18 protein-coding genes are annotated in these 21,859 nt (G+C 69.0%); 9 read left to right on the plus strand and 9 right to left on the minus strand.

Annotated features, from left to right (window positions below):
* The first annotated feature begins 84 nt into the window (after window positions 1-84).
* From JNUCC0626_RS42440 to JNUCC0626_RS42470, 7 genes are all read left to right on the plus strand, one after another.
* Window positions 85-1,452, plus strand: coding sequence for a M4 family metallopeptidase (locus tag JNUCC0626_RS42440; protein WP_394616272.1), 1,368 nt, complete (start codon window positions 85-87; stop codon window positions 1,450-1,452).
* 122 nt (window positions 1,453-1,574) lie between these two features.
* Complete coding sequence (locus tag JNUCC0626_RS42445; RefSeq protein ID WP_394616273.1) at window positions 1,575-2,351, plus strand: S1 family peptidase; 777 nt, start codon at window positions 1,575-1,577, stop codon at window positions 2,349-2,351.
* Between the two features lie 52 nt (window positions 2,352-2,403).
* On the plus strand, window positions 2,404-3,117 hold the full coding sequence (locus JNUCC0626_RS42450; RefSeq protein WP_394616274.1) for a PIG-L deacetylase family protein: 714 nt from the start codon (window positions 2,404-2,406) through the stop codon (window positions 3,115-3,117).
* 51 nt (window positions 3,118-3,168) lie between these two features.
* Window positions 3,169-4,377 carry a uroporphyrinogen-III C-methyltransferase gene (gene cobA / locus JNUCC0626_RS42455; RefSeq protein ID WP_394616275.1) on the plus strand — a complete coding sequence of 403 codons (1,209 nt, stop codon included), beginning with the start codon at window positions 3,169-3,171 and terminating at the stop codon, window positions 4,375-4,377.
* An 82-nt stretch (window positions 4,378-4,459) separates the two neighbouring features.
* On the plus strand, window positions 4,460-5,380 hold the full coding sequence (locus tag JNUCC0626_RS42460) for a ricin-type beta-trefoil lectin domain protein (protein WP_394616276.1): 921 nt from the start codon (window positions 4,460-4,462) through the stop codon (window positions 5,378-5,380).
* Window positions 5,381-5,605: 225 nt separating this feature from the next.
* Window positions 5,606-7,336: an ABC transporter ATP-binding protein gene (locus JNUCC0626_RS42465; protein ID WP_394622220.1), complete on the plus strand. Its 1,731-nt coding sequence runs from the start codon at window positions 5,606-5,608 to the stop codon at window positions 7,334-7,336.
* Window positions 7,333-9,165 carry an ABC transporter ATP-binding protein gene (locus JNUCC0626_RS42470; RefSeq protein WP_394616277.1) on the plus strand — a complete coding sequence of 611 codons (1,833 nt, stop codon included), beginning with the start codon at window positions 7,333-7,335 and terminating at the stop codon, window positions 9,163-9,165. Before JNUCC0626_RS42465 ends, JNUCC0626_RS42470 begins: the two co-directional genes overlap by 4 nt.
* Window positions 9,166-9,407: 242 nt before the next feature.
* Here JNUCC0626_RS42470 and JNUCC0626_RS42475 read toward each other — a convergent pair whose 3' ends face one another.
* The 7 genes from JNUCC0626_RS42475 to JNUCC0626_RS42505 all read right to left on the minus strand — a co-directional run bounded on the left by JNUCC0626_RS42475 (window position 9,408) and on the right by JNUCC0626_RS42505 (window position 15,139).
* A complete protein-coding gene (locus JNUCC0626_RS42475) occupies window positions 9,408-9,650 on the minus strand; it encodes a hypothetical protein (protein ID WP_394616278.1) in 243 nt (80 codons plus the stop codon).
* A gap of 39 nt (window positions 9,651-9,689) precedes the next feature.
* Complete coding sequence (locus JNUCC0626_RS42480) at window positions 9,690-10,277, minus strand: MFS transporter (RefSeq protein ID WP_394616279.1); 588 nt, start codon at window positions 10,275-10,277, stop codon at window positions 9,690-9,692.
* Window positions 10,278-10,373: 96 nt separating this feature from the next.
* Window positions 10,374-11,924, minus strand: coding sequence for a DEAD/DEAH box helicase (locus tag JNUCC0626_RS42485; RefSeq protein ID WP_394616280.1), 1,551 nt, complete (start codon window positions 11,922-11,924; stop codon window positions 10,374-10,376).
* Between the two features lie 232 nt (window positions 11,925-12,156).
* Window positions 12,157-13,128 (minus strand): serine protein kinase RIO, encoded by a 972-nt coding sequence (locus JNUCC0626_RS42490; protein ID WP_394622221.1) that lies wholly within the window; start codon window positions 13,126-13,128, stop codon window positions 12,157-12,159.
* Between the two features lie 209 nt (window positions 13,129-13,337).
* Window positions 13,338-14,066 (minus strand): peroxide stress protein YaaA, encoded by a 729-nt coding sequence (yaaA, locus tag JNUCC0626_RS42495; RefSeq protein WP_394616281.1) that lies wholly within the window; start codon window positions 14,064-14,066, stop codon window positions 13,338-13,340.
* Between the two features lie 94 nt (window positions 14,067-14,160).
* A complete protein-coding gene (locus tag JNUCC0626_RS42500; RefSeq protein ID WP_394616282.1) occupies window positions 14,161-14,379 on the minus strand; it encodes a hypothetical protein in 219 nt (72 codons plus the stop codon).
* A 4-nt stretch (window positions 14,380-14,383) separates the two neighbouring features.
* Window positions 14,384-15,139 carry an SAM-dependent methyltransferase gene (locus JNUCC0626_RS42505; protein ID WP_394616283.1) on the minus strand — a complete coding sequence of 252 codons (756 nt, stop codon included), beginning with the start codon at window positions 15,137-15,139 and terminating at the stop codon, window positions 14,384-14,386.
* Between the two features lie 86 nt (window positions 15,140-15,225).
* Between JNUCC0626_RS42505 and JNUCC0626_RS42510 the strand changes: the two genes are divergently transcribed.
* Window positions 15,226-16,188 (plus strand): GNAT family N-acetyltransferase, encoded by a 963-nt coding sequence (locus JNUCC0626_RS42510; protein ID WP_394616284.1) that lies wholly within the window; start codon window positions 15,226-15,228, stop codon window positions 16,186-16,188.
* Window positions 16,189-16,962: 774 nt separating this feature from the next.
* Here the strand turns inward: JNUCC0626_RS42510 and JNUCC0626_RS42515 are convergent.
* Window positions 16,963-17,319: a VOC family protein gene (locus tag JNUCC0626_RS42515; RefSeq protein ID WP_394616285.1), complete on the minus strand. Its 357-nt coding sequence runs from the start codon at window positions 17,317-17,319 to the stop codon at window positions 16,963-16,965.
* Between the two features lie 135 nt (window positions 17,320-17,454).
* Between JNUCC0626_RS42515 and JNUCC0626_RS42520 the strand changes: the two genes are divergently transcribed.
* Complete coding sequence (locus JNUCC0626_RS42520) at window positions 17,455-19,200, plus strand: proline--tRNA ligase (RefSeq protein ID WP_394616286.1); 1,746 nt, start codon at window positions 17,455-17,457, stop codon at window positions 19,198-19,200.
* A gap of 70 nt (window positions 19,201-19,270) precedes the next feature.
* Here the strand turns inward: JNUCC0626_RS42520 and JNUCC0626_RS42525 are convergent, their stop codons facing one another.
* A complete protein-coding gene (locus JNUCC0626_RS42525) occupies window positions 19,271-21,823 on the minus strand; it encodes a BTAD domain-containing putative transcriptional regulator (protein WP_394616287.1) in 2,553 nt (850 codons plus the stop codon).
* Between the last annotated feature and the right edge of the window lie 36 nt (window positions 21,824-21,859).

Consider the following 21,859-nt stretch of genomic DNA (forward strand, 5'->3'; position numbering starts at 1 on the left):
CAGCAACGAAGTTTTCTTGATTAGCGTCGCCATGCACACGGCCCCACTCCCTGCACACAGGGGCCCGAAGCACTGGAGACCGGCATGAGAGCCCGTCGTCTTGTTGCTGTCGCCTGCACCGCCGGCGTCGCACTGTCCCTGCTGACGATCAACGCCCAGGCCGCCGCGCCGAAGGAAGGCCTGCGTCTGCTGACCGTGCGCGACTCGCTGACCGCCACGCACACCTGGTACGAGCAGACGTTCGACGGAAAACCCGTGCTGGGCGCCTATTACGTCGAGCACGTCGACAAGGCGACCGGCGTGAAGACCGTGGACGACGGCCGCCTGCAGGTCGGCACGGTCGACGTCACGCCCGCCATCACGGCCGAAGACGCCAAGTCCAAGACGAACGCACCCGAGGGCGCGAACCTCAAGGTGCTGCCCGGCACCGGGCTCGTCTACGAGGTGATCTCCGACCACGGCAAGGGATCCGAGCGCACGCTGGTGCACGCGGAGTCCGGCGCGGTCGTGAAGACCGAGAGCCTGGTCAAGCACGCCAACGGCACCGGCAAGGTGTTCAGCCCGAACCCCGTGTCGTCGCAGCAGAACCAGAACCTCAAGGACAGCAACGACGCCGACTCGGCCGTTCCCGCCGCAGCGTACAAGTCGGTCACGCTGTCCAACCTGGACGGTTCCGGCTACCTCAAGGGCACCTACGCCCAGCTGACCGGCACCAAGAACAAGCTGGCGTACAACAAGAGCAACCAGTTCAACTACACCCGCAACAACGACTTCTTCGAGCAGGTCAACGCCTACTGGGGCGTGACCGAGGCGCAGAAGTACATCCAGGGCCTCGGCTTCACGAACATCAACAACGAGGCCCAGAAGATCACCACGCTCGGCCTCACCGAGGACAACTCGTTCTACGACCCGAGCAAGGACCAGATCACGTTCGGCACCGGCGGTGTCGACGACGCCGAGGACGTCGAGGTCGTCTGGCACGAACTCGGCCACGCCATCCAGGACGCCCAGGTACCGGGCTTCGGCTCGTCGCTCGACGGCGGCTCGATCGGCGAGGGCTTCGGCGACTGGTGGGCGTTGATCATGTCCTCTCGCGACGCCCAGGACACCGCCAAGACCCCGCTCGCGTGCATCATGGACTGGGACGCCACGGCGTACACCACCGAGACGCCGCACTGCCTGCGCCGCACCGACACGGACCTGACGGTCAGCCAGCGCCAGAACGAGGTCCACTTCGACGGCCAGATCTGGTCGCGTGCCCTGTTCGACGTCTACAAGGCGTTCGGTCGGGACAAGGCGGCGAAGATCGTGCTGGAGGCGCAGTTCTCGTACACGCCTTCGACCACGTTCGCCCAGGCTGCCGCCGCGACGGTCGCCACCGCCAAGAAGCTCTACGGCGACGCGGACGCCGCCACGGTCAAGGCCGCGTTCACGGCCCGTGGCATCGCCTGAGTCAACGGTGAAGTCGGACATGTCCGACTAATGGCGGTTCCGCCGCCGAATCTCCGACCCTGACGCTGTGTGTGCCGTGCTTCACACCCTGCACACACAGCGTCAAGGGAAGGACTGGCACCATGGCGAAAACCCTGCATCGCCTGCTCATGTCCGTTTTGGTGACCGGACTCGCGAGCATCTTCTTCGTCGCCCCTCCGGCTAGCGCGACCGACGTCTCGCCGATGATCGTCGGTGGCACGCGGGCCAGCACCGCGACCTATCCGTGGGCCGTCTACCTGGCGTCGACCTCCGGCTCGCAGTTCTGCGGCGGCACGCTGGTGAAGGCCAACAAGGTCGTCACCGCCGCGCACTGCGTCTCGGGCCGTTCCGCCGCCAGCACGCGCGTCGTGCACGGGCGTGACGACAAGCAGAGCACTGCGGGCACGGTCGCGAGCGTCACCCGGATCTGGGTGCACCCGAGCTACCGCACCGCGACCTCCGGCTTCGACGTGGCCGTGCTGACGCTCGACCGCAACATCAGCTCGGCGACCCTGCCGCTCGCCACGCCGGCCGACACCGCGCTCTACGCGGCCGGCAACTCCGCCCTGATCCTCGGCTGGGGCACCACCTCTTCGGGTGGTTCCGCGTCGCGCTACCTGCTCAAGGCGAACGTGCCGCTGACCTCGGACGCGACCTGCCGGACCGCGTACCCGCAGTACAGCAACACCTCCATGGTGTGCGCGGGCTTCCCGCAGGGCGGCACCGACACGTGCCAGGGCGACTCCGGTGGCCCGCTGGTCTACGGCGGCAAGCTCATCGGCGCCACGTCCTGGGGCCGCGGCTGTGCCGGCGCGGGCTACCCCGGTGTGTACGCGCGGATCGCGCCGTACAACTCGGTGATCACCGCTCAGCTGTAAGCAGTCATTCGTCAGTTGCAGGGTGCGTGCCGCGGCGCGCACCCTGCTTCTCATGGCTGATCTGGAACCCGTGCCCGAGGACTGGTCGAGTGCACTGGTCGTCGTCGCTCACCCCGATGACATGGAGTACGGCGGTGCGGGCGCAATCGCGCGTTGGACCGCCCAAGGCAAGAACATCACGTACCTGCTCGCGTGCCGCGGCGAGAACGGCATCGACTCGATGGACCCGGCCACCTGCGCGCCGTTGCGGGTCGAGGAGCAGATCGCGTCCTGTGCCGCCGTCGGCGTCACCGAGGTCGAGTTCCTGGACCACCCGGACGGCACGATCGAGTACGGAGTCCCGTTGCGGCGCGACATCACCGCCGCCCTCCGCCGGCACCGGCCCGAAGTCGTGATCACCGGGAACTACCGCGAGACCTGGCCCGCCGGTGGCCTGAACATGGCCGACCACATCGCCGTCGGACGCGCCGCCGTGGACGCCGTGCGGGACGCGGGCAACCGGTGGATCTTCCCGGAACTCGGGCTGCCGAAGTGGCAGGGCGTCAAGTACGTGCTGGCCGCCTCCTCACCGTTGTCGACGCACGGCGTGGACATCACCGACTCGTTCGACGCCTCTGTGGCCTCCCTGCGCGCGCACAAGGCGTATCTGGACGAGCTGGGCGGCGACATGGCGAACCCGGAGCCGTTCCTCCGTTCGATGGCAGAAGCCGCGGGAAAGCGCTTCGGAGGGGTGCTGGCCACCTCTTTCGAGCTGCTGCGGCTGTGACCATGTTCCCTTCGGCTGGACACGGCGTGTCCGGTGTGGATGCTTCTACGCATGCCCTTTGAACAGCACTACCTGGCCGGCCTCGACCTCCGGGGCCGGCGCGTCCTCGTGGTCGGCGGTGGCACGGTCGCGCAGCGCCGCCTGCCCCGCCTGATCGCGTCCGGCGCCGCCGTCGAGCTCGTGTCGCCGTCCGTCACCCCCGCCGTGCAGGGCATGGTCGACGCGGGGGAGTTGGTGTGGCACGAACGGCGGTTCGAGGCCGGTGACGTCGAGGGCGCCTGGTACGTGGTGGCGTGCACGTCCAACATCGAGGTGAACACGCAGATCGGTGAGGAAGCCCTGTCTGCCCGTGTGTTCTGCGTGCGCGCGGACATCGCCGTCGAGGGCACGGCCGTGACGCCCGCGACCGGCACGCACGACGGCATGCTGATCGGTGTGCTGGCCGGGGGTGAGCACCGCCGGTCGGCGTCCGTGCGCGACGGGCTCGTGGCGGCGTTGCGCGACGGCCGCATCGCGGACCAGGCCGCACCGCCCGTCGGCGTGGCACTGGTCGGCGGCGGTCCCGGCGACCCGGAGCTGATCACGGTGCAGGGCAAGCGTTTGCTGGCGCACGCGGACGTCGTGGTGGCGGACCGGTTGGCACCGCGCGAACTGCTGGAGGAACTGCCCGCGCACGTCGAGGTCGTGGACGCGGCGAAGATCCCGTACGGGCGCGCGGCGTCGCAGGAGTTCATCAACCAGACGCTGATCGACCGCGCCAAGGAGGGGAAGTTCGTCGTCCGGCTCAAGGGCGGCGACCCGTACGTCTTCGGGCGCGGCTTCGAGGAGCTGCTGGCGTGCGCGGAGGCCGGGATCCCGGTGACCGTGGTGCCGGGCGTGACGTCGGCGTTCGGTGTGCCCGCGTTGGCCGGAGTGCCTGTCACGCACCGAGGTGTGGCGCACGAGGTCGTCGTCGTCTCCGGGCACGTGGCACCGGATGACCCGCGCTCGCTCGTCGACTGGCCTGCGATCGCACGCCTCAACGGCACCGTCGTGCTGATGATGGCGGTCGAACGCGCTGGTGCGTTCGCCACGGCGTTGATGGAGGGGCGTCCGGGCTCGACGCCCGTCGCCGTCATCCAGGAGGGCAGCACCGCTTCTCAGCGCGTGCTGAAGTCCACTTTGGACGCTCTCGGCGCCGACGTGAAGGCTCATGAGATTCGTCCTCCGGCGATCATCGTGGTCGGTCCGGTCACGGACATTGCTTCCGCAAATAGTTAGATAAGTTTCTTTACAAAAGCCGCGCACCCGGTGGACTCTGCTTTCACGCCGCCTATGTCCACCGGTTTGTGCGGAGGCACGCATGAAACGCGCCCTGTCTTTGGCGGCAGGTATTTTGCTCGCGATGTCCGGTTTGTTCGCTTCATTCGCTTCGGCACCCGCGATGGCGGCACCGGCGTCCCAGCAGGTCTTCTGGACGTTCTACGGCTGGTGGGACAACACGCCCCCCGGCGGTGACATCGCTTATCCGGGGCTGCACGACACGGCCGGCGGAAAGGGCACGTGGAACGACCCGATCACGTTCGCCACGTCCAGCAAAGAGGCCAAACCGGGCACGAAGATCTATTTCCCCCGGGTCAAGAAGTACTTCATCATGGAGGACTCCTGTTCCTCCTGTGAGCAGGACTGGAGCGGCAACGGCCCCAACGGCGGCCCGAAGCTGTGGCACTTCGACGCGTGGGTCGGCGGCAAGGGTGGCAACGCCATGGCCGCGATCGACTGCGAGGACGCGCTGACGAACTACCACGACGACGGCAAGCCGGTGCTCGAAGAGACGATCATCAACCCGCCGTCGAACCTGACCGTGGACTCGACGCCGATCTTCAACACCTCGACCGGTGAGTGCTACGGCGGCGCGAAGCCCAAGACCACCAACGGCGAGTACAAGAACGTCTCGACCGGCAAGTGCCTGCAGGGCGGCGCGTCCGGCGCGCAGCTCACCACGGCCACCTGCACCGGCGCGGCGAACCAGCAGTTCAAGTTCCACGGCGCGTTCATGGAGCAGGGTTCGCCCCAGCTGTGCACCGCGCTCTCGTCCGGCAAGGTCATCTTGAAGAAGTGCGACGGCGGACCGGCCCAGCAGTGGTCGATCAACCCGAACAAGACCATTTCGGACATGCAGTACAACACCAAGTGCTACCGGGACGCGGCCGGCAAGGTGACGGCGGCGTCCTGCTCCGGCAGTGCCGCGCAGTGGAACTTCAAGGCGGCGGCCAAGAAGTAGCTCGCTGACCTGGGTAAGAAGGCCGTTCCCTCGCGTTGGGGGAGCGGCCTTCGTCGTCGCGGCGTCACCTGATTTAGTAATAAATCTTGACTATCACGATTCTTGTCGATTTACTGGAGGGGCACCGACCTCGACCCGGAGGAGCTCCCCGTGTCCGCCCAGACCGTCGCGGCGCCCAGCCGCCCCGACCCCGGTGCGCCACCCGCGCGTTCGGGAGAGGACCGGGTGCTCACCCGGCTGCTGACCACGTACCTCCGACCGTACAAGCGCGAGCTGACCATCGTCGTCGTGCTCCAGCTCATCGGCACGATCGCCTCGCTGTACCTGCCCAGTCTCAACGCCGACATCATCGACAACGGCGTCGCGCGAGGCGACACGTCCTACATCGTCGAGCTGGGCGGCTGGATGCTCGCCGTCTCGCTGGTGCAGATCGCGTGTTCGATTGTGGCGGTCCGGTACGGAACGCGCACCGCGATGGCGTTCGGGCGGGACGTGCGGTCGGGCGTGTTCCACCGGGTCGGCTCGTTCTCCGCGCAGGAGGTCGCGCGCTTCGGGGCGCCGTCGCTGATCACCCGCACCACCAACGACGTGCAGCAGGTGCAGGTCCTGGTCGTGATGCTGACGACGATGTTCGTCGCCGCGCCGATCATGTCCGTCGCCGGCGTGGTGATGGCGTTGCGCGAGGACGTCGGGCTGTCGTGGCTGCTGCTGGTCTGCGTGCCGGTGCTGGCGATCGCCGTCTCGCTGATCACGCTGCGGATGGTGCCGTTGTTCCGCCGCCAGCAGGAGCGCGTCGACCACGTCAACCGGGTGCTGCGCGAACAGCTCACCGGCGTGCGCGTGGTGCGGGCGTTCGTGCGGGAGAAGTCCGAGACCGCGCGGTTCGCCGACGCCAACGCGCAGCTCACGGACATCGCGCTGCGGGCGGGCCGGTTGCAGGTGATGATCTTCCCGACGGTCACGCTGATCTTCAACATCTCGAGCGTCGCGGTGCTGTGGTTCGGGGCGCACCGCGTCGCGGACGGCGAGATGCAGGTCGGCGCGCTGACGGCGTTCCTCGCCTATCTGTTGCAGATCCTGATGTCCGTGATGATGGCGTCGTTCATCTCGACGATGGTGCCCCGTGCGGCCGTCAGCGCCGGGCGGATCATGGAGGTCATCGAGACCGAACCGTCGGTGCACGCGCCCGTCGAGCCCGTCGCGGCTGCTCCTGGTCGTGGTTCGGTTTCCTTTGAGAGCGTGGAGTTCCGGTACCCCGGGGCGGACGCGCCGGTGCTGCCGAACGTGTCGTTCTCCGTCGGCGCCGGGCAGACCACGGCGATCATCGGCAGCACCGGGTCGGGCAAGACGACGCTGATGAGCCTGATCCCGCGGTTGATCGACGTGACGGCGGGGGAGGTGCGAGTCGGCGGCGTGGACGTCCGGGCGCAGGACCCCGAGGCGTTGCGGTCGCGGATCGGCCTTGTGCCACAACAGTCCTACCTCTTCACCGGCACCGTGCGGTCGAACCTGCTGCACGGCGACCAGAACGCCTCGGACGACCAGTTGTGGGCGGCGCTGGACATCGCGCAGGCCACCGGCTTCGTGACCGCGATGGGCGGCCTCGACTCGGTGATCGCGCAGGGCGGCACGAACCTGTCCGGCGGCCAGCGGCAACGGCTCTCCATCGCGCGCGCACTCGTCCGCCGTCCGGACGTCTACCTGTTCGACGACTCGTTCTCCGCGCTCGACCTCGCCACCGACGCGGCGTTGCGCGCGGCCCTGCGACCCTACACGCGCGACGCGGCCGTGATCGTCGTGGCGCAGCGGGTGTCCACAGTGGCCGAAGCCGACCAGATCCTGGTGCTGGAGAAGGGCGAGATCGTCGGCCGCGGCACGCACACCGAGCTGATGGCCGGCTGTCCCACGTACCTGGAGATCGTCCACTCCCAGCTCACGCCGGAGGAAGCGTCATGACCACCCGCGAGCAGCAGCAGCGACCGGCGACCGGACCCGCCGCGCGGTTCGGGATGCAGGCCCCGGTCAGCAAGGCGTCGAACTTCGGCGCGTCCGCCCGGCGCGTGGCCAGCCTGATGAAGCCCGAGCGCGTCACGTTCGTTCTTGTCGTCGCACTGGGCGTGCTCGGCATCGCGTTCACCGTGGTGGGGCCGAAGATCCTCGGTGACGCGACCGACATCATCTTCAACGGCCTGCGCGGCTCCGGCATCGACTTCAGCGCGCTGGCGGGCGTTCTCGGGTTCGCACTGGCCCTGTTCGTGTTCTCCTCGCTGTTCAGCTGGATGCAGGGGCGGCTGCTGAACAACGTCGTGCAGCGCGTGGTCTACCGGCTGCGCGAGAGCGTCGAGGAGAAGCTGCACCGCCTGCCGCTGAAGTACTTCGACGGCCAGCCGCGCGGTGAGCTGCTCTCCCGCGTCACCAACGACATCGACAACATCTCGACGACCCTGCAACAGACCATGAGCCAGCTGCTCACCGCCCTGCTCACGCTCCTCGGCGTGACCGTGATGATGTTCGTGATCTCGCCGCTGCTGGCCGCGATCATGATGCTGGTCATCCCGCTCTCCGTGGTGCTGACGGGCATGATCGGCAAGCGCGCGCAGAAGCAGTTCGTGGCGCAGTGGAAGCACACCGGCGAACTCAACGCGCACATCGAGGAGGCGTTCAGCGGCCACCAGCTCGTGACCGCGTTCGGGCGCCAGGCCGAGTCGGAGGCGGAGTTCCGCCGCCGCAACGCCCAACTCTACGAAGCCGCGGCGGGCGCGCAGTTCGTCTCGGGCCTGATCATGCCGTCGATGATGTTCCTGTCGAACCTCAGCTACGTCGCGATCGCGGTGATCGGCGGCGTGCGCATCACGACTGGTTCGATGACCCTGGGCGAGGTCACGGCGTTCATCCAGTACTCGCGCCAGTTCACCCAGCCCCTCACCCAGGCCGCCTCGCTGTCGAACCTGCTGCAGTCCGGCGTCGCCTCCGCCGAGCGCGTCTTCGAACTGCTCGACGCCCCCGAACAACTCCCGGACCCGGCTGATGCTGTTGCGCCCCCGTGGCGTTGCGGCAAGGTCGAGTTCGAGAACGTGTCCTTCTCCTATGACCCTGCCAAGCCGTTGATCGAGAACCTCTCGCTCGTAGCCGAACCGGGCCAGATGATCGCCATCGTCGGCCCCACCGGCGCCGGCAAGACCACCCTGGTCAACCTGATCATGCGGTTCTACGAACTCAGCGGCGGCCGCATCACGTTGGACGACGTCGACATCACCTCGCTGAGCCGCTCCGACCTCCGCTCGCAGGCGAGCATGGTGCTCCAGGAAACCTGGCTGTTCGGCGGCACGATCCGCGACAACATCGCCTACGGCAAACCGGGCGCCACCGAGGAAGAGATCATGGCCGCGGCCCGCGCGACCTACGTGGACCGCTTCGTGCGCTGCCTCCCCGAGGGCTACGACACCGTGATCGACGAGGAGGGCTCGAACGTCTCGGCGGGCGAGAAGCAGCTGCTGACCATCGCCCGCGCCTTCCTCTCCGACCCGACCCTGCTGATCCTCGACGAGGCCACCAGCTCCGTCGACACGCGCACCGAATCCTCGGTCCAACACGCGATGGCGGCCCTGCGCTCGTCCCGCACGTCGTTCGTCATCGCCCACCGCCTCTCGACGATCCGCGACGCCGACCTGATCCTCGTGATGGAGGCGGGCCACATCGTCGAACAGGGCACGCACGACGAACTCCTGGCTAGGGAAGGCGCCTACCACCGGCTGTACTCAGCTCAGTTCGCCGCAGCGGTCTGAGACTGGCCATCGGGCCGCTGCGCACGAGGCGGAGCGGCCCGCCAAGGCACGCGAGCAGGCCGAAGGACGCGCGTTCGGCCCCGCCCACCCAGGGGGCTGACCACCCACACCTCAGGTCCTTCGAATTTAGCGGCGCTGCTGCCTTGTCAACCCACCGTTCGGCGATCTGTGGACAACTCGCCGCCGCCGCGCCACCCCGCCCGCCTCGCACATCGAGCTCACCACCGCGGGCACCACATCGCTCAGATCGCCTGCGGCGACGACAATTCCCGCCACGACAACGGGATCAGCGCGACGGTCGCTGCGGTCGTGTGCCGGAGCCGGGTGAGCAGCCTTTCGGCCTGCAGCCCGCCCGCCACGCTTCTGCGGACGAGCGTTGCCAGGAGCGCGCTGAAGCCCGCGCCGGTGAGCCCGAGGCGTTGCTGGGCGAACAACTCTGTCGTCGCCACAGGCATCGGCGTGCACAGGTTAGTCGTCTCCGACACGACCGTGATGGTCCGCAAAGCCTTGTGTCGTAGTAGCCATCAGAGGCCTTCGCGGACCTTCGGTCTGATGGCCGATGATTGGTGACTGCGCATTCCCGTGACCAACGCGGCCGCGACGGCGAACGTCAGCGCGTTGACCCAGAACGGCGCCGGGATCGTCATCGCGAACAGAAGTCCGCCGAGCGGCGGTCCCACGAACTGCAACGCCACCGCCTGCGAGGCGAACAACCGGCCGTTCGCCCGCTCCAGCAGGTGGTCTTCGACGGTGGCCTTGATGAGCGGCTGACCCACGGCCTTCGGGACGGTCTCGGCCGCACCGATCAGAAACGCCATGCCATAAAGGAAAACGATGTGTGCACTGTGGAACACGGCCAGCACGGCCATGAGTGCACATTGCACCCAGAGTGCGGTGAGGAGCAGGCGTCTGCCGTCGTACCGGTCGGCGGCTGCGCCGGCGGAGAGGGAGACCAGGAGCCAGGGGAGGGTGCCGAAGAAGCTCACTCCGGCGATCAGCTTCGGATCTTGGGTGAGGGTGGCGGCGAGCAACGGCAGTGCCGCCAGGAAGATCCCGTCGCCGAGCGCCGAGATCGCGTTGCCGCTCCACAGCAGGTACCAGTTCCGCCCCATGGGCCACCGTATCCGGCCGTGCCCGCGGACCCCGGACACGGCTGAGGCCGCCTCCCCGAGAAGGGGAAGCGGCCTCAGCGGTCGATCAGATCAAGCTCAGTGCTGCGGTGCCCGGCGCGGACGACCCGCGCTGCTGCCCCGCTCCGTGCGGCCGAACGAACGACCACCCTCGGACCGCTCCGACCGGCGCGGTCCGCCGCGGAACTCGCCGCCGCCCTCGGACCGGCGACCCGAGCCACCGCGGTACTCGCCGCGGCTCGCGCCACCGGCGGCGGGAGCGCCGAAGCGACGGCCTCCGCCACCTCGGCGGGCCGGCTTCTCGCGCTCGACGATCGGCTCGCCCGACGGCATGCGCGCGCCGGTGATGCGGACCAGGTCGTCGTCGCCGGGGCGCACCTTCGTGCTCTCCGGGCGGATGCCGGCTCGGGCGGCCATGCCCTGGACGGCGCGGCGCTGGTCGTGCGTGACCAGCGTGACGACCGTGCCGGACTGGCCCGCACGTGCGGTGCGGCCTGCGCGGTGCAGGTAGTCCTTCGGGTCGGCCGGCGGGTCGACGTGTACGACGAGCGAGACGTCGTCGACGTGGATGCCGCGGGCGGCCACGTCGGTCGCGATCAGGACCGGCGTGGTGCCCTCGCGGAACTCGCCGAGCACGCGGGTGCGGGCGCTCTGCGCCTTGCCGCCGTGCAGGGCGCCCGCGTGGACGCCGACCGAGCGGAGCTTCTTGGCCAGGCGGTCGACGTGGTGCTTGGTGCGCACGAACATGATCGTGCGGCCCTCGCGCGCGGCCACCTCGGTCACCACGTTCTGCTTGTCCTCCTGGGACACGAGCAGCAGGTGGTGCTCCATGGTCGTGACGCTCGCGGTGGGCGGGGCCACCGAGTGCGTCACCGGGGAGTGCAGGTACTGGCGGACCAGCTTGTCGACGTCGCCGTCGAGCGTCGCGGAGAACAGCAGGCGCTGTCCGTCCTGCGGGGTCAGGTCCATGATCGCGCGGACCTGGGGCATGAAGCCCATGTCCGCCATCTGGTCGGCCTCGTCCAGCGCGGTGATCTCGACGGAGCCGAGGTCGCACGTGCCCTGGCGGACGTGGTCGGACAGCCGGCCCGGCGTGGCGATCAGCAGGTCGACGCCGCGGCGCAGGTGGTCGATCTGGCGCGGGAACGACGTGCCGCCCACGACGACGCGGCACCACAGGCCCAGCGCGCGGGCGTGCGGCATGAGCGCCGTCTCCACCTGCATCGCGAGCTCACGGGTGGGGACGAGGATGAGACCGCGCGGCTTGTGCGGCGCGGAACGGCCGCCGGCGAGACGGGTCAGCATCGCGAGACCGAACGCCAGCGTCTTGCCGGAGCCGGTCTGGCCGCGGCCGAGGATGTCCTTGCCCGACATCGAGTCGGGCAGGGTGGCCGCCTGGATGGGGAACGGCTCGGTGATCTCGTTGGCGGCCAGCGAACGGATCAAAGCGTCGGAGAGGCCGAGTTCGGCGAACGAGGGCAGCGGGCCTTCCGGCAGCGTGCTCTCGAAGTGCTCGGCGACGATCGGTTCCTCGACCCGCGACTGCGGACGCGAGGAGTTGCCCTGGCGACCCGAGCGACGCCGCGGTGACCTGCGGCTCTGTCCGCGCTCGGAACGACCTTCGGACATGGATGGCAAAACAAACCTCCGAGACATGGCACGTCTCAAGGCTGCCCCGCGGGAGTCGCGGTGCCAGTTCACAAGGACGAGCCCGGCGTGATGGTTCACGCCTGAATGAGTAGGTGGACGCACCGGTCAACGGCGGTCAAGCCTTCATCGGTGCTTTTACAGTCTAGCTGATCATTGACAACGCGTTGCGCGCCCGGCCGTGTCGTTGGACACTGCCGGGCGCGCGCGTCACTCACGACATGCCCGCCACGTCCAGCAACGTCGTGACCAGCGCGGACGGGTCTCCGATCTCCGGCGGAAGGCCCTTCGAGGCGAACCAGCCGCAGATGTTGCGGACGTCGCGGTCGAGGAACTCCACGCCGCGCGGGTTCGCGACGAGGTCGACCACCTGCGGCAGGTCGATCATGACCAGCCTGCCGTCGTGCACCATCAGGTTGTACGCCGAGAGGTCGCCGTGCGTGATCCCGGCTTCCGACAACGTCATCAGCGCCGCGACGAGCTGACGCCACAGGTCGAGCAGCTCGTCCTCGTCGGGACGGGTCTGCGCGAGCCGCGGTGCCGCGTTGCCCTCGTGGTCCCCGATGAACTCCAGCAGCAGCTCGGTACCGCTGCGCTGCACCGGGTACGGCACGGGCGCGCCGATCTGCCACAGCTTCGTGAGCGCGGCGAACTCCGCGACCGTCCACTGCTCCGCGATCAGGTTGCGCCCGAACGCGGTGCGGTTCGCGATCGCCCGCGTCTCACGGGACTTCTTCATGCGACGACCCTCGAGGTACCCCGCGTCGCGGTGGAACATCCGGTGGTCGTTGCTGCGGTAGCGCTTGGCGGCGAGCAGGCACGCCCTCTCACCGATCGCGCGCTCCAGCAGGAAGACGTCGGCCTCCTTGCCGGTCTTCACGATGCCGAGCTCGCGGTCGACCGCGGCCAGTTCCGTGATGAGCCAGCTCGGGTGCGGTTTGGGGCCCTGGTCGGCGTCGCCCCACGTGGACCAGCGGTCGCCGTCCTCGGGGGTGTCCGCCGAACTGAGCTGGTCCTCGCGCACTCGTGCGACGCGGATCTTCTCTTCTTCGGTCATGCGGCCGCGACGAGTCGGTTCCCCGTCGTCGGCGGCCCGGTTGCTCCTGCTGCGCTTTCCCTTGCGACGCATGGTGTCGGCGTCGTCGTAGGACGTTTCGAAACGTTCGTAAAGATCGTGCTCGCGCACGGTGGGGTCTCCCAAAGATGAAGGGTGACCGCCCTACTGGCGCTCTGCGATCAAACGATGCTGATCAGGCGCGAAGGGCGGCTGGACGGGTCGCGAGTGCGGTGCCACGTCCAAAGACAGGCTCTGACATCACGCACCTCCTCGATCCAGCTCCGATGTCACGCTTCGGGGAGAAGCTTGCCGTGCGGGCCCGAGAGCCCGCAACCGAATTAATCCGTGATCAGGTCCGCGGTCTTGGCGCCCGTCGGCACGATCTTGAGCCCGGCCTTCTGTGCGAGCTTGACCAGGCCTTTCAGGTCCTTCGGCTCGCTCGCGGACCGCACGATGGCGCGGGCGAGCAGGCCCTTGTGCGCCTTGTTGAAGTGGCTGACGACCTTGCCCTCGCTCGTGACCACGCGGACGACGACGGCGTGCGGGATCTTGGCGAGGCTCGAGTACGCGCCGGAGCGCAGGTCGACGACGAACTCGTCGGCGGTCTTCAGCACGGGCTCCAGCGAGGGCTTCCACAGCGTGCGGAGGCTGCCGTGGTCGGGCAGCGTCGTGCCGCCGGACAGCCGGTACGCGGGCACCGGGTCGCCGCCCTTGAGGGCTCCGAACAGCGCCGACGCAACCGCCAGCCGTTCGCAGGCGCGTTCCTTCTCGATCTTCTTCAGGGACGGGAAGTCGAGGTTGTCGTAGAGCACGCCGGTGTAGCGCAGCAGCGCGGGCGTGGTCTCCGACGTGCGCAGCTGGGCGTTGCGGTGCACCTCGTCCAGCTGACGTTCGGAGATGTCGAGCGCCTTGAGGCTCGCCGGGATGTTCTGCGCGAGGTCGGCCAGCGCGGACACGAGCTTGTCGCGCACGGGGTTGAGCTCGGGGAACGACAGCGCGTCGAGGTCGAGCGGCGCGCCCTCGCCGCCGATCGCCTTGGTCTCCGACGGGGGAAGCAGCACCAGCACGGGAGAAGCGTAGGGCAGCGGCTTCTCGCGCTGAAAACCGCTGGACCTGCGTGGTCCTCTGGAAGACGTGGACGCACTCGGCCGCCTGCACCGCTCACTCGGCGCCCGGATGCGCCCGGAGGACGTCGCCGTCCTCGTCCAGGAAGCACTGCCCGCGTTGACCGACGCGGAGGAGCGTCTGCTCGGCGAGGCGGCCCGGCACCGTGGTCGACGAGGTCGCCGCCTCGCTGCTGCGCCGCTGCCGCCGGGTCGAGCCCGGTCGCGTTCCCCCTGGTTTCGAGGTGCGCGCGCTTTCCGGTGCGGGCCACCTCACCCGGTCAGGGCGCCTGCAGGGTCAGGTAGGCGAGGCCCATCGTGCCGCGCCACCCGCGCATCCGGTAGTTGCGCTGGTTGTCGGCCGTCGCCCTGATCTGCGCGGCGTGCTCGGAGTCGGGGTTGTCGCGCAGCCAGCGTTCCCAGGCCAGGGCATGGCCGTTCTCGAAGACGTCCCACTCGTCCTGGTTCGCCTGCTCCACCGCCACCAACCGGTAGCCGTGGGCGTGCGCCAGGTCGACGAGGTCCGCCAGCGAGCGGTACTGCGCCTTGGGCACCGGCATCGCCGCGAGCTGCGCCTCGGTGGGTTCCTGCTCCCAGAAACCCTCACCCAGCAACAACCGCCCGCGCGGCGCCAGCAACTTCCTGGCCTCCGTCAACGCGTTCGCCGTGTGGTGCAACGGATCCCCGCCCCACACCTGGCTGGCACCGTTGACGATCACCACGTCGGCGGGCCGCTCCGGCCGCCACCCGGTCACGTCGGCCTCCAGGAGATTCACCCTGTCGGCGAGACCTCGGGCGCCGGCGTTGGCCCTGGCGTGCGCGATGCCCTTCGCGTCGCGATCCACCCCCGTGCCCGTGGCCGTCGGCACCGCTTCCAGGATGCGCAGCAGGAACTCCGCCCAGCCGCAGCCGACGTCGACCACGTGAGCGTGGTCCAGTGGCGCCAACGACCGGATCAGGCGGGCCGCCCGTTCCTCGGACAACGGACCGTGGAACGTCAGGTCCTCGTGCAGCGGAGCGATCTCTGGAGATGTCATCCCTTGGAGGATGGCCTTTTCCGCGTTCGGCGGGCAACGCGTTATTCAGTTGTCGGGGCTACCTCCCTTCCGTAGCTTCGGGTTTTGTGGAACTCGTGTGGCGCCCGCTCACGTCGGCTGACATCGCTGAGGTGTCGGCGCTCTACAACGCGGCCGAGGCCGTCGACGACACCGGCGAACTGCTGTCCGAAGAGGACTTCACGGAGTCGTTCGGCAGGGTCGATCTGCTCGTCGGCTCGCTGGGCGCGGTTGCCGACTCCCGGCTGGTCGCCTACGGCCTGCTGGCCCCGCGCGACCAACCCGTTGGCGCACACCGACTCCGCCTCGACGGTCTCGTGCACCCGGCGTTCCGCCGCCGCGGCATCGGCCAGTCGCTGGTGCAGAAGCTCACCGCGCTCGCCCGCGAACTCCACACTCGGCGACACCCCGACCTGCCGCTCGTCGTGACCGCCATGGTCGAGAGCCGGGCCGCGGGTCACGTCGCCCTGGTCGAAGGGCTCGGCTTCACCGCCGACCGCCACTTCCACGAACTGGAGGTGGCACTGGGCGAGTCACTCGCCCAGGTCCCGACCCCGGCGGGCTACGAGGTGGTGCCGTTCTCGGCGGCCCGCACCGAAGAGGTCAGGCAGGTCTGCAACGCGGCGTTCGCGCGGCACTGGGGTTCGACCGATCGCAGCCCGCAGGAGTGGGCGGCGTCGTTCACCGACAGCGCGCGGTTCGTGCCGGCTTCCTCCTTTCTCGCGCTGTACGAGGGCGCGGTGGTGGGGTTCGTGCTTGCGCGGCACTACCCGGTCGTCGAGGAGATGACCGGGGTGCGTGAGTTGTGGATCGGGGACGTCGGCACCTTGGAGAAGCACCGCGGGCGTGGGGTGGCCTCGGGGTTGCTCAGCTGGACGTTGGTTCAGGGGGCGGCTGCGGGGTTCCAGCGGGCGGGGCTTTCGGTGGACTCGGCCAACTCGGATGGTGCGCTCGGGGTTTATGAGCGGGCCGGGTTCGGGGTGGTGCGGACTTGGGTCGACTACGGGTTGCCGGTGGACTGCCAGGGGTGAGTGGCTAGCGGGCCGCACGGTTCGGGCTGGGTGGCTGGCTGGGCTGGGTAGCTGGTGCAGGGCTGGGCGTTCGGGGCTGAGCGGTCGGCGGTTTGCTAGAGCTGTGTGGCTGACTGGCGGTGATGCTGGGTAGCCGGCGAGCGCTGGGAACCTGGTGCGGGGTCGAGAGACTGCGGCTGATCGGTCGGCGGTTGTTGGGGCTGCGTGGCTGGCTGGCGGTGGTGCTGGGTAGCCGACGGGCGCTGGGGAAGCTGGTGCAGGGTCGAGAGGTTTGGGGCTGATCGGTCGGCGGTCGCTGGAGCTGCGTAGTTGGCTGGCGGTGCTGGGTAGCTGGCGAGCGCTGGGGAGGCTGGTGCCATCGGCAAGGCTGGACAGCTGGGTGGCAAGGCTGGTGCGGCTGGCAAGGGTGGTGCCAGTGGCGAGCTGGTGCCGGTGGCAAGGCTGGGTAGCTGGTGCCGGTGGTTGGTGCGGGCAGGCCTGGAACTGGGTGTTCGGGATCGGCTGGCTGACGGGGCGTCGGCAGGGTGAGGCCAGGTTGTCGGCCCGAGCGGACGCCCTGACTTGCCGCACGGCGGTCCTCAGGCAGGCGGTGCCGCACGGTCGCACGCCCCAGCTGCCAGAAGCCGCACGGCCGCAAGCCCCAGCTGCGAAAGCCACACCGCCGCCAGCTGCCGGAGACCTCGCTTGCCGCGAGCATCCTGGCTGGAAGCTTCGCCGGCCGGAGGCCTCTCCTGGCGAGGCTTCGCCCGGTGACGCTTCCGGCAGGCGGCTGGGTCAGAGCTCTTCGCCTGGCTGGCCCACGCAGAACTGGTTGCCGTCCGGATCCGCCAGCACCGACCACACCAGGCCCGGCACGGTCTGCACCGCCACCTCCTCGGCCCCCAGCGCCACGAGCCGGGCCACCTCGGCCTTGCGGTCCGGCACGTGCGAGTCGAAGTGGACTCTGTTCTTGCCCGGGGTGGCGTCCGGCACCTGTTGGATGCCGAGGGCGGGGCCGGAGCCGGTGGGGGCGAGGACGAGGAACTCGCCCCAGTCGTTCTGGATCGTGGTGCCCAGGGCGGCGGTCCAGAACTCGGCCAGCTTGCGGGCGTCGCCCGTGTCGATCGTGATCATGTCGATGGAAAGAGGCATGGGAGGGACGCTACTCAGGGGGTCTGACAATTATCGGAAGCGCAGGTCAGGGGCTGTGCAGAGCACCGCGCGCGATCCCAAAAGAAGTCCAACCAGTACGCTGTTTCAACTGCCCGTGAACGAGGAGTACCCACCGTGATCACCAGGATGTCGTCGCTGTTCCTGCGCACCCTTCGCGAGGATCCGGCGGACGCCGAAGTGCCCAGCCACAAGCTGCTGGTGCGCGCCGGCTACGTCCGCCGCGTCGCGCCGGGCGGGTACTCCTGGCTGCCGCTGGGGCTCAAGGTCCTGCGCAACATCGAGGCCGTCGTCCGCGAGGAGATGGACGCCTTCGGCGCGCAGGAGATCCAGTTCCCCGCGCTGCTGCCGAAGGAGCCCTACGAGGCGACGAACCGGTGGGAGGAGTACGGGCCCAACCTGTTCCGGCTCAAGGACCGCAAGGGTGCCGACTACCTGCTCGGGCCCACGCACGAGGAGATGTTCACCCTCACCGTGAAGGGGGAGTACAGCTCCTACAAGGACTACCCCGTCACGCTCTACCAGATCCAGACCAAGTACCGCGACGAGGCGCGTCCCCGTGCGGGCATCCTGCGCGGGCGCGAGTTCCTCATGAAGGACTCGTACTCGTTCGACCTCACCGACGAGGGTCTCAGCCAGTCGTACCAGAACCACCGCGACGCCTACATCCGCATCTTCGACCGGCTGGGCCTGGAGTACGTGATCGTCTCCGCCACGTCCGGTGCGATGGGCGGGTCGGCGTCGGAGGAGTTCCTCGCGGTCGCGGAGACCGGTGAGGACACGTTCGTGCGCAGCACCGAGTCCGGGTACGCGGCGAACGTCGAGGCGGTCAAGACGCCGGTGCCCGCCGCGCAGTCGATCGAGGACAAGCCCGCCGCGCAGGTGCACCACACGCCGGCCACGCCCACCATCGAGACGTTGGTCGACTTCCTCAACGCCAACACCGACCGCAAGTTCAGCGCGGCCGACACGTTGAAGAACGTCCTGGTCAAGACCAAGAAGCCCGGTGAGAAGGACTGGACGCTGCTCGCCGTCGCCGTCCCCGGTGACCGCGAGGTCGACTTCAAGCGCCTCGAGGCCGCGCTGGAGCCCGCCGAGGTCGCGATGGTCGACGAGGCCGACTTCGCCAAGAACTCGTTCCTGGTCAAGGGGTACATCGGTCCGGGCGCGATCCAGGCCAACGGCATCCGCTTCCTCGCCGACCCCCGCGTCGTCACGGGAACGGCGTGGGTCACCGGCGCCGACAAGGCCGACCACCACGTCGTCGACCTGGTCGCGGGCCGCGACTTCACCCCCGACGGCGTCATCGACGTCGCCGAGGTGCGGGAGGGCGACGCGTCCCCGGACGGTCAGGGTGTGCTGGTCGCCGCGCGCGGCATCGAGATCGGCCACATCTTCCAGCTCGGCCGCAAGTACGCGGACGCGTTCACGCTCGACGCCCTCGGCCCGGACTCCAAGCCCGTCCGCATCACCATGGGCTCGTACGGCGTCGGCGTCTCGCGGCTCGTCGCGGTCATCGCCGAGCAGTCGCACGACGACCGCGGCCTGATCTGGCCCCGCAACGTCGCCCCTGCCGACGTGCACGTCGTGGTGGCCGGCAAGGACGAGACGCTGATGCAGGCCGGTGAGGACTTCGCGAAGCAGCTCAGCGACAAGGGCCTCAAGGTCATGCTGGACGACCGCAAGGCGAGCCCCGGCGTGAAGTTCGCGGACGCCGAACTCGTCGGCATCCCGACGATCCTGGTCGTCGGCCGCGGCCTGAAGGACGGCGTGGTCGAGGTCAAGGACCGCAAGTCCGGCGAACGCGCCGACGTGCCGGTCGCCGAGGTCGTCGACCACCTGGTGCAGGTCGTCCGCGGCTGAGCAGAACAACCGAACGCCGGGCAGCGCGCAGGGGGTGGGCGCGCGGCCCGGCGTTCAGCTTTGCACCGGGCTAGCCCGCCCGGCGGTCGGTGAGGTCCAGGGCGGGTTCCTCGAACCACGCCTGGGCCTGTTCGTGCTTCGCCGCCCGCAACGCGCGGGGCAGCTGCTCGGCCACCACGTCGCGCACCAGCAGGTGCCGGAAGCCGTACTCGATCTCGCCCGTCTCGCTGTTGCGGCCCTGTCGGCGCAGGAAGTCGCGCTGTTCCAGCAGTTCCAGCGCCTTCGCGACCTCCAGCGCGTCCCGTCCGCCAGTCGCTGCCACGGCTCCAGGCGACACCAGGTCGCCCGCGACGGCCGCGTCCTGGAGCACTGCCTTCACGTCGAACGGCAGCGAGTCGAGCTGGGCCGTGAGCACGCCACGCACCGATGGCGGCAGAGGCAACGACGTGCCGTTCTGCACGCACACCATCCGTGGGTCGGCCATCATCCGTGCGTACTCGGTGGCGAACAACGGGTTGCCGCCGACGCACGACATCAACGCCTGCCACAACTCGGCCGACAGCTCGCCGGCGGGCAGCAAGGAGTTCAGCAGATTGCGCGTCCCGTTGTGCGACAACGGGTCCAGGCTGATCGTGGTCGCGTTGCGCTTGCCGCCGAACCACGACGGCCTGCGCTGCAGCAGCTCCGGCCGTGCGGTCGCGATCACCAGCAACGGCACCGAACTGGCGTGCTCGCTCAACTCCTCCATGAAGTCGAGCACCACGTCGTTCGCCCAGTGCACGTCCTCCAGCAGCACGACCAGCGGTGACGCCTCCGCGACCTCCTCCAGGAACCGCCGCCACGACGGGAAGTCGGGCTGCACACCGGCACCGGGCGAGGCCAGGCAGGCCAGGCTGCCGTGCAACCGGTCCGCGAGCTCGCCGACGCCGACCAGCGAGGCGAGCGCGGCGCGCAGGGTCTCGAACGACGAGAACCCGCTCACCACGTCCGCCAACGGCCCGTAGCCGTGGTCGTCGCCGAAAGCCGTTGCGGTACCGCGCAGAGCCGAAGAAGTAGAGGCCAGCTCGTTGACGAGACGCGTCTTGCCGACACCGGCCTCGCCGAGCACGGTCACGAAGTGCGGACGGCGCCGAGTGCGGACTTCCTCAAGAAGTCCTTGCAACACAAGAAGTTCACGCTCGCGTTCCACGAACGGCACGGCGGCCTGCGTCCGACGGTCAACCCCGCTGGGCGACACGCACGACACCGCCTGCCAGCCACCGGACGGCGCGCCATCGGCTTCCCACGTCACGGAAACCGCGGCCTCACGCGTCGAGGTGCACGCACGCACCGCACCAAGCGGTGCCAACGCCATCAGCTGACGGCACTGGTCCAACAACACGCCCGTAGCAGTAGGCGTACCAACAGCAGGCAAACGCACAAGAGAGTCACCGGTGGCCACACCGATCTGCACGTCCGCCACAGAAGCCAGACGATCGCGAACGGCGAGAGCAGCACGCACGGCTCGGTCGGCGTCGTCCTCGGCGGTCTTCGGCACACCGAACATCGCGAGGAACACCGACCCGACGTTGCCACCGACGACGCCACCCAGCCGGGAAACCTCAGCGGCGACCGCGGCAGCGACTTCCTGGTGCACCGCGTCGACGTCCTCGGGGTCGCCGTCACCCGCTGCGAGACCGAGCTGCGCCGACACCATCACGACGCTGACGAGCTTGCGCTCCACCGTCGTCACGTCCCGGGCGTCCACCGTCGCAACGGGTTCCGCGACCACAGGAGACGTCACCACGACAGGAGCGGGAGCGGGAACAGGAGGAGTCTGGTTGACGGCGAGGAGGTGCCTGCGCTGCACCGACGGCGGAAGGTCCAGCACGGGGGCGTGGTCGAGGATCGCGCGCTCCAGCTCCTGGAGTTCGCGGCCCGGCTCGAGGCCGAGCCCTTCCACCAACGCCGCCCTGGTGCGGCGGTAGGCGCTCAGCGCGTCCACCTGCCGGCCACACCGGTACAGCGCGAGCATCAACTGGCCGTTGAGCCGTTCGCGATACGGCTCGACCTCGATCAACGACTCCAGCTCGCCGATGATCTCGTAGTGCCTGCCGCAGGCGAGCTCCGCCTCGAAGCAGTTCTCCTGAGCCGACAGCCGCCAGTCCTTGATGGCGGTCAGCTCCGGCCAGTTGATCCCGGTCTCCACGAGATCCGCGAGCACCGGACCGCGCCACAGGCTGAGCGCTTTGCGGAGCACCCTGGCGGCGGCGGGCCAGTTGCCCGCGGACAGTTCACCTCGTCCCTGTTCGGTCAGCTGCTGGAAGCGCGACAGGTCGAGGGAGTTCTGGTCCACGCGCAGCAGGTATCCCGGCGCGTGGGTCAGCAGCAATGCGGACCCCTCGGCGGCGCTGCCGTGGGGAGTGAGAACGCCTCGCAGCCCTGAGACGGCGTTCTGGAGCATCTTGCGCGCGGTGGGCGGGACTTCGCCCTGCCACAGCGCTTGGAGCAGCTTGCTGGTCGCCACCACCCGGTTGGCGTGCAGCAGGAGGAAACCCAGAGCCGCGCGCTGCTTGACCCCGCCCAGCGGGACGGGCAGGTCGTCGTCGAGGACTTCCAGTGAGCCCAGCAGGTGAAATCGCATGGTTCCGGTCTCCAGTGGTGGGTGTCCGTGCGGAGG

Source organism: Lentzea sp. JNUCC 0626 (assembly GCF_043632865.1).
Lineage (GTDB): Bacteria > Actinomycetota > Actinomycetes > Mycobacteriales > Pseudonocardiaceae > Lentzea.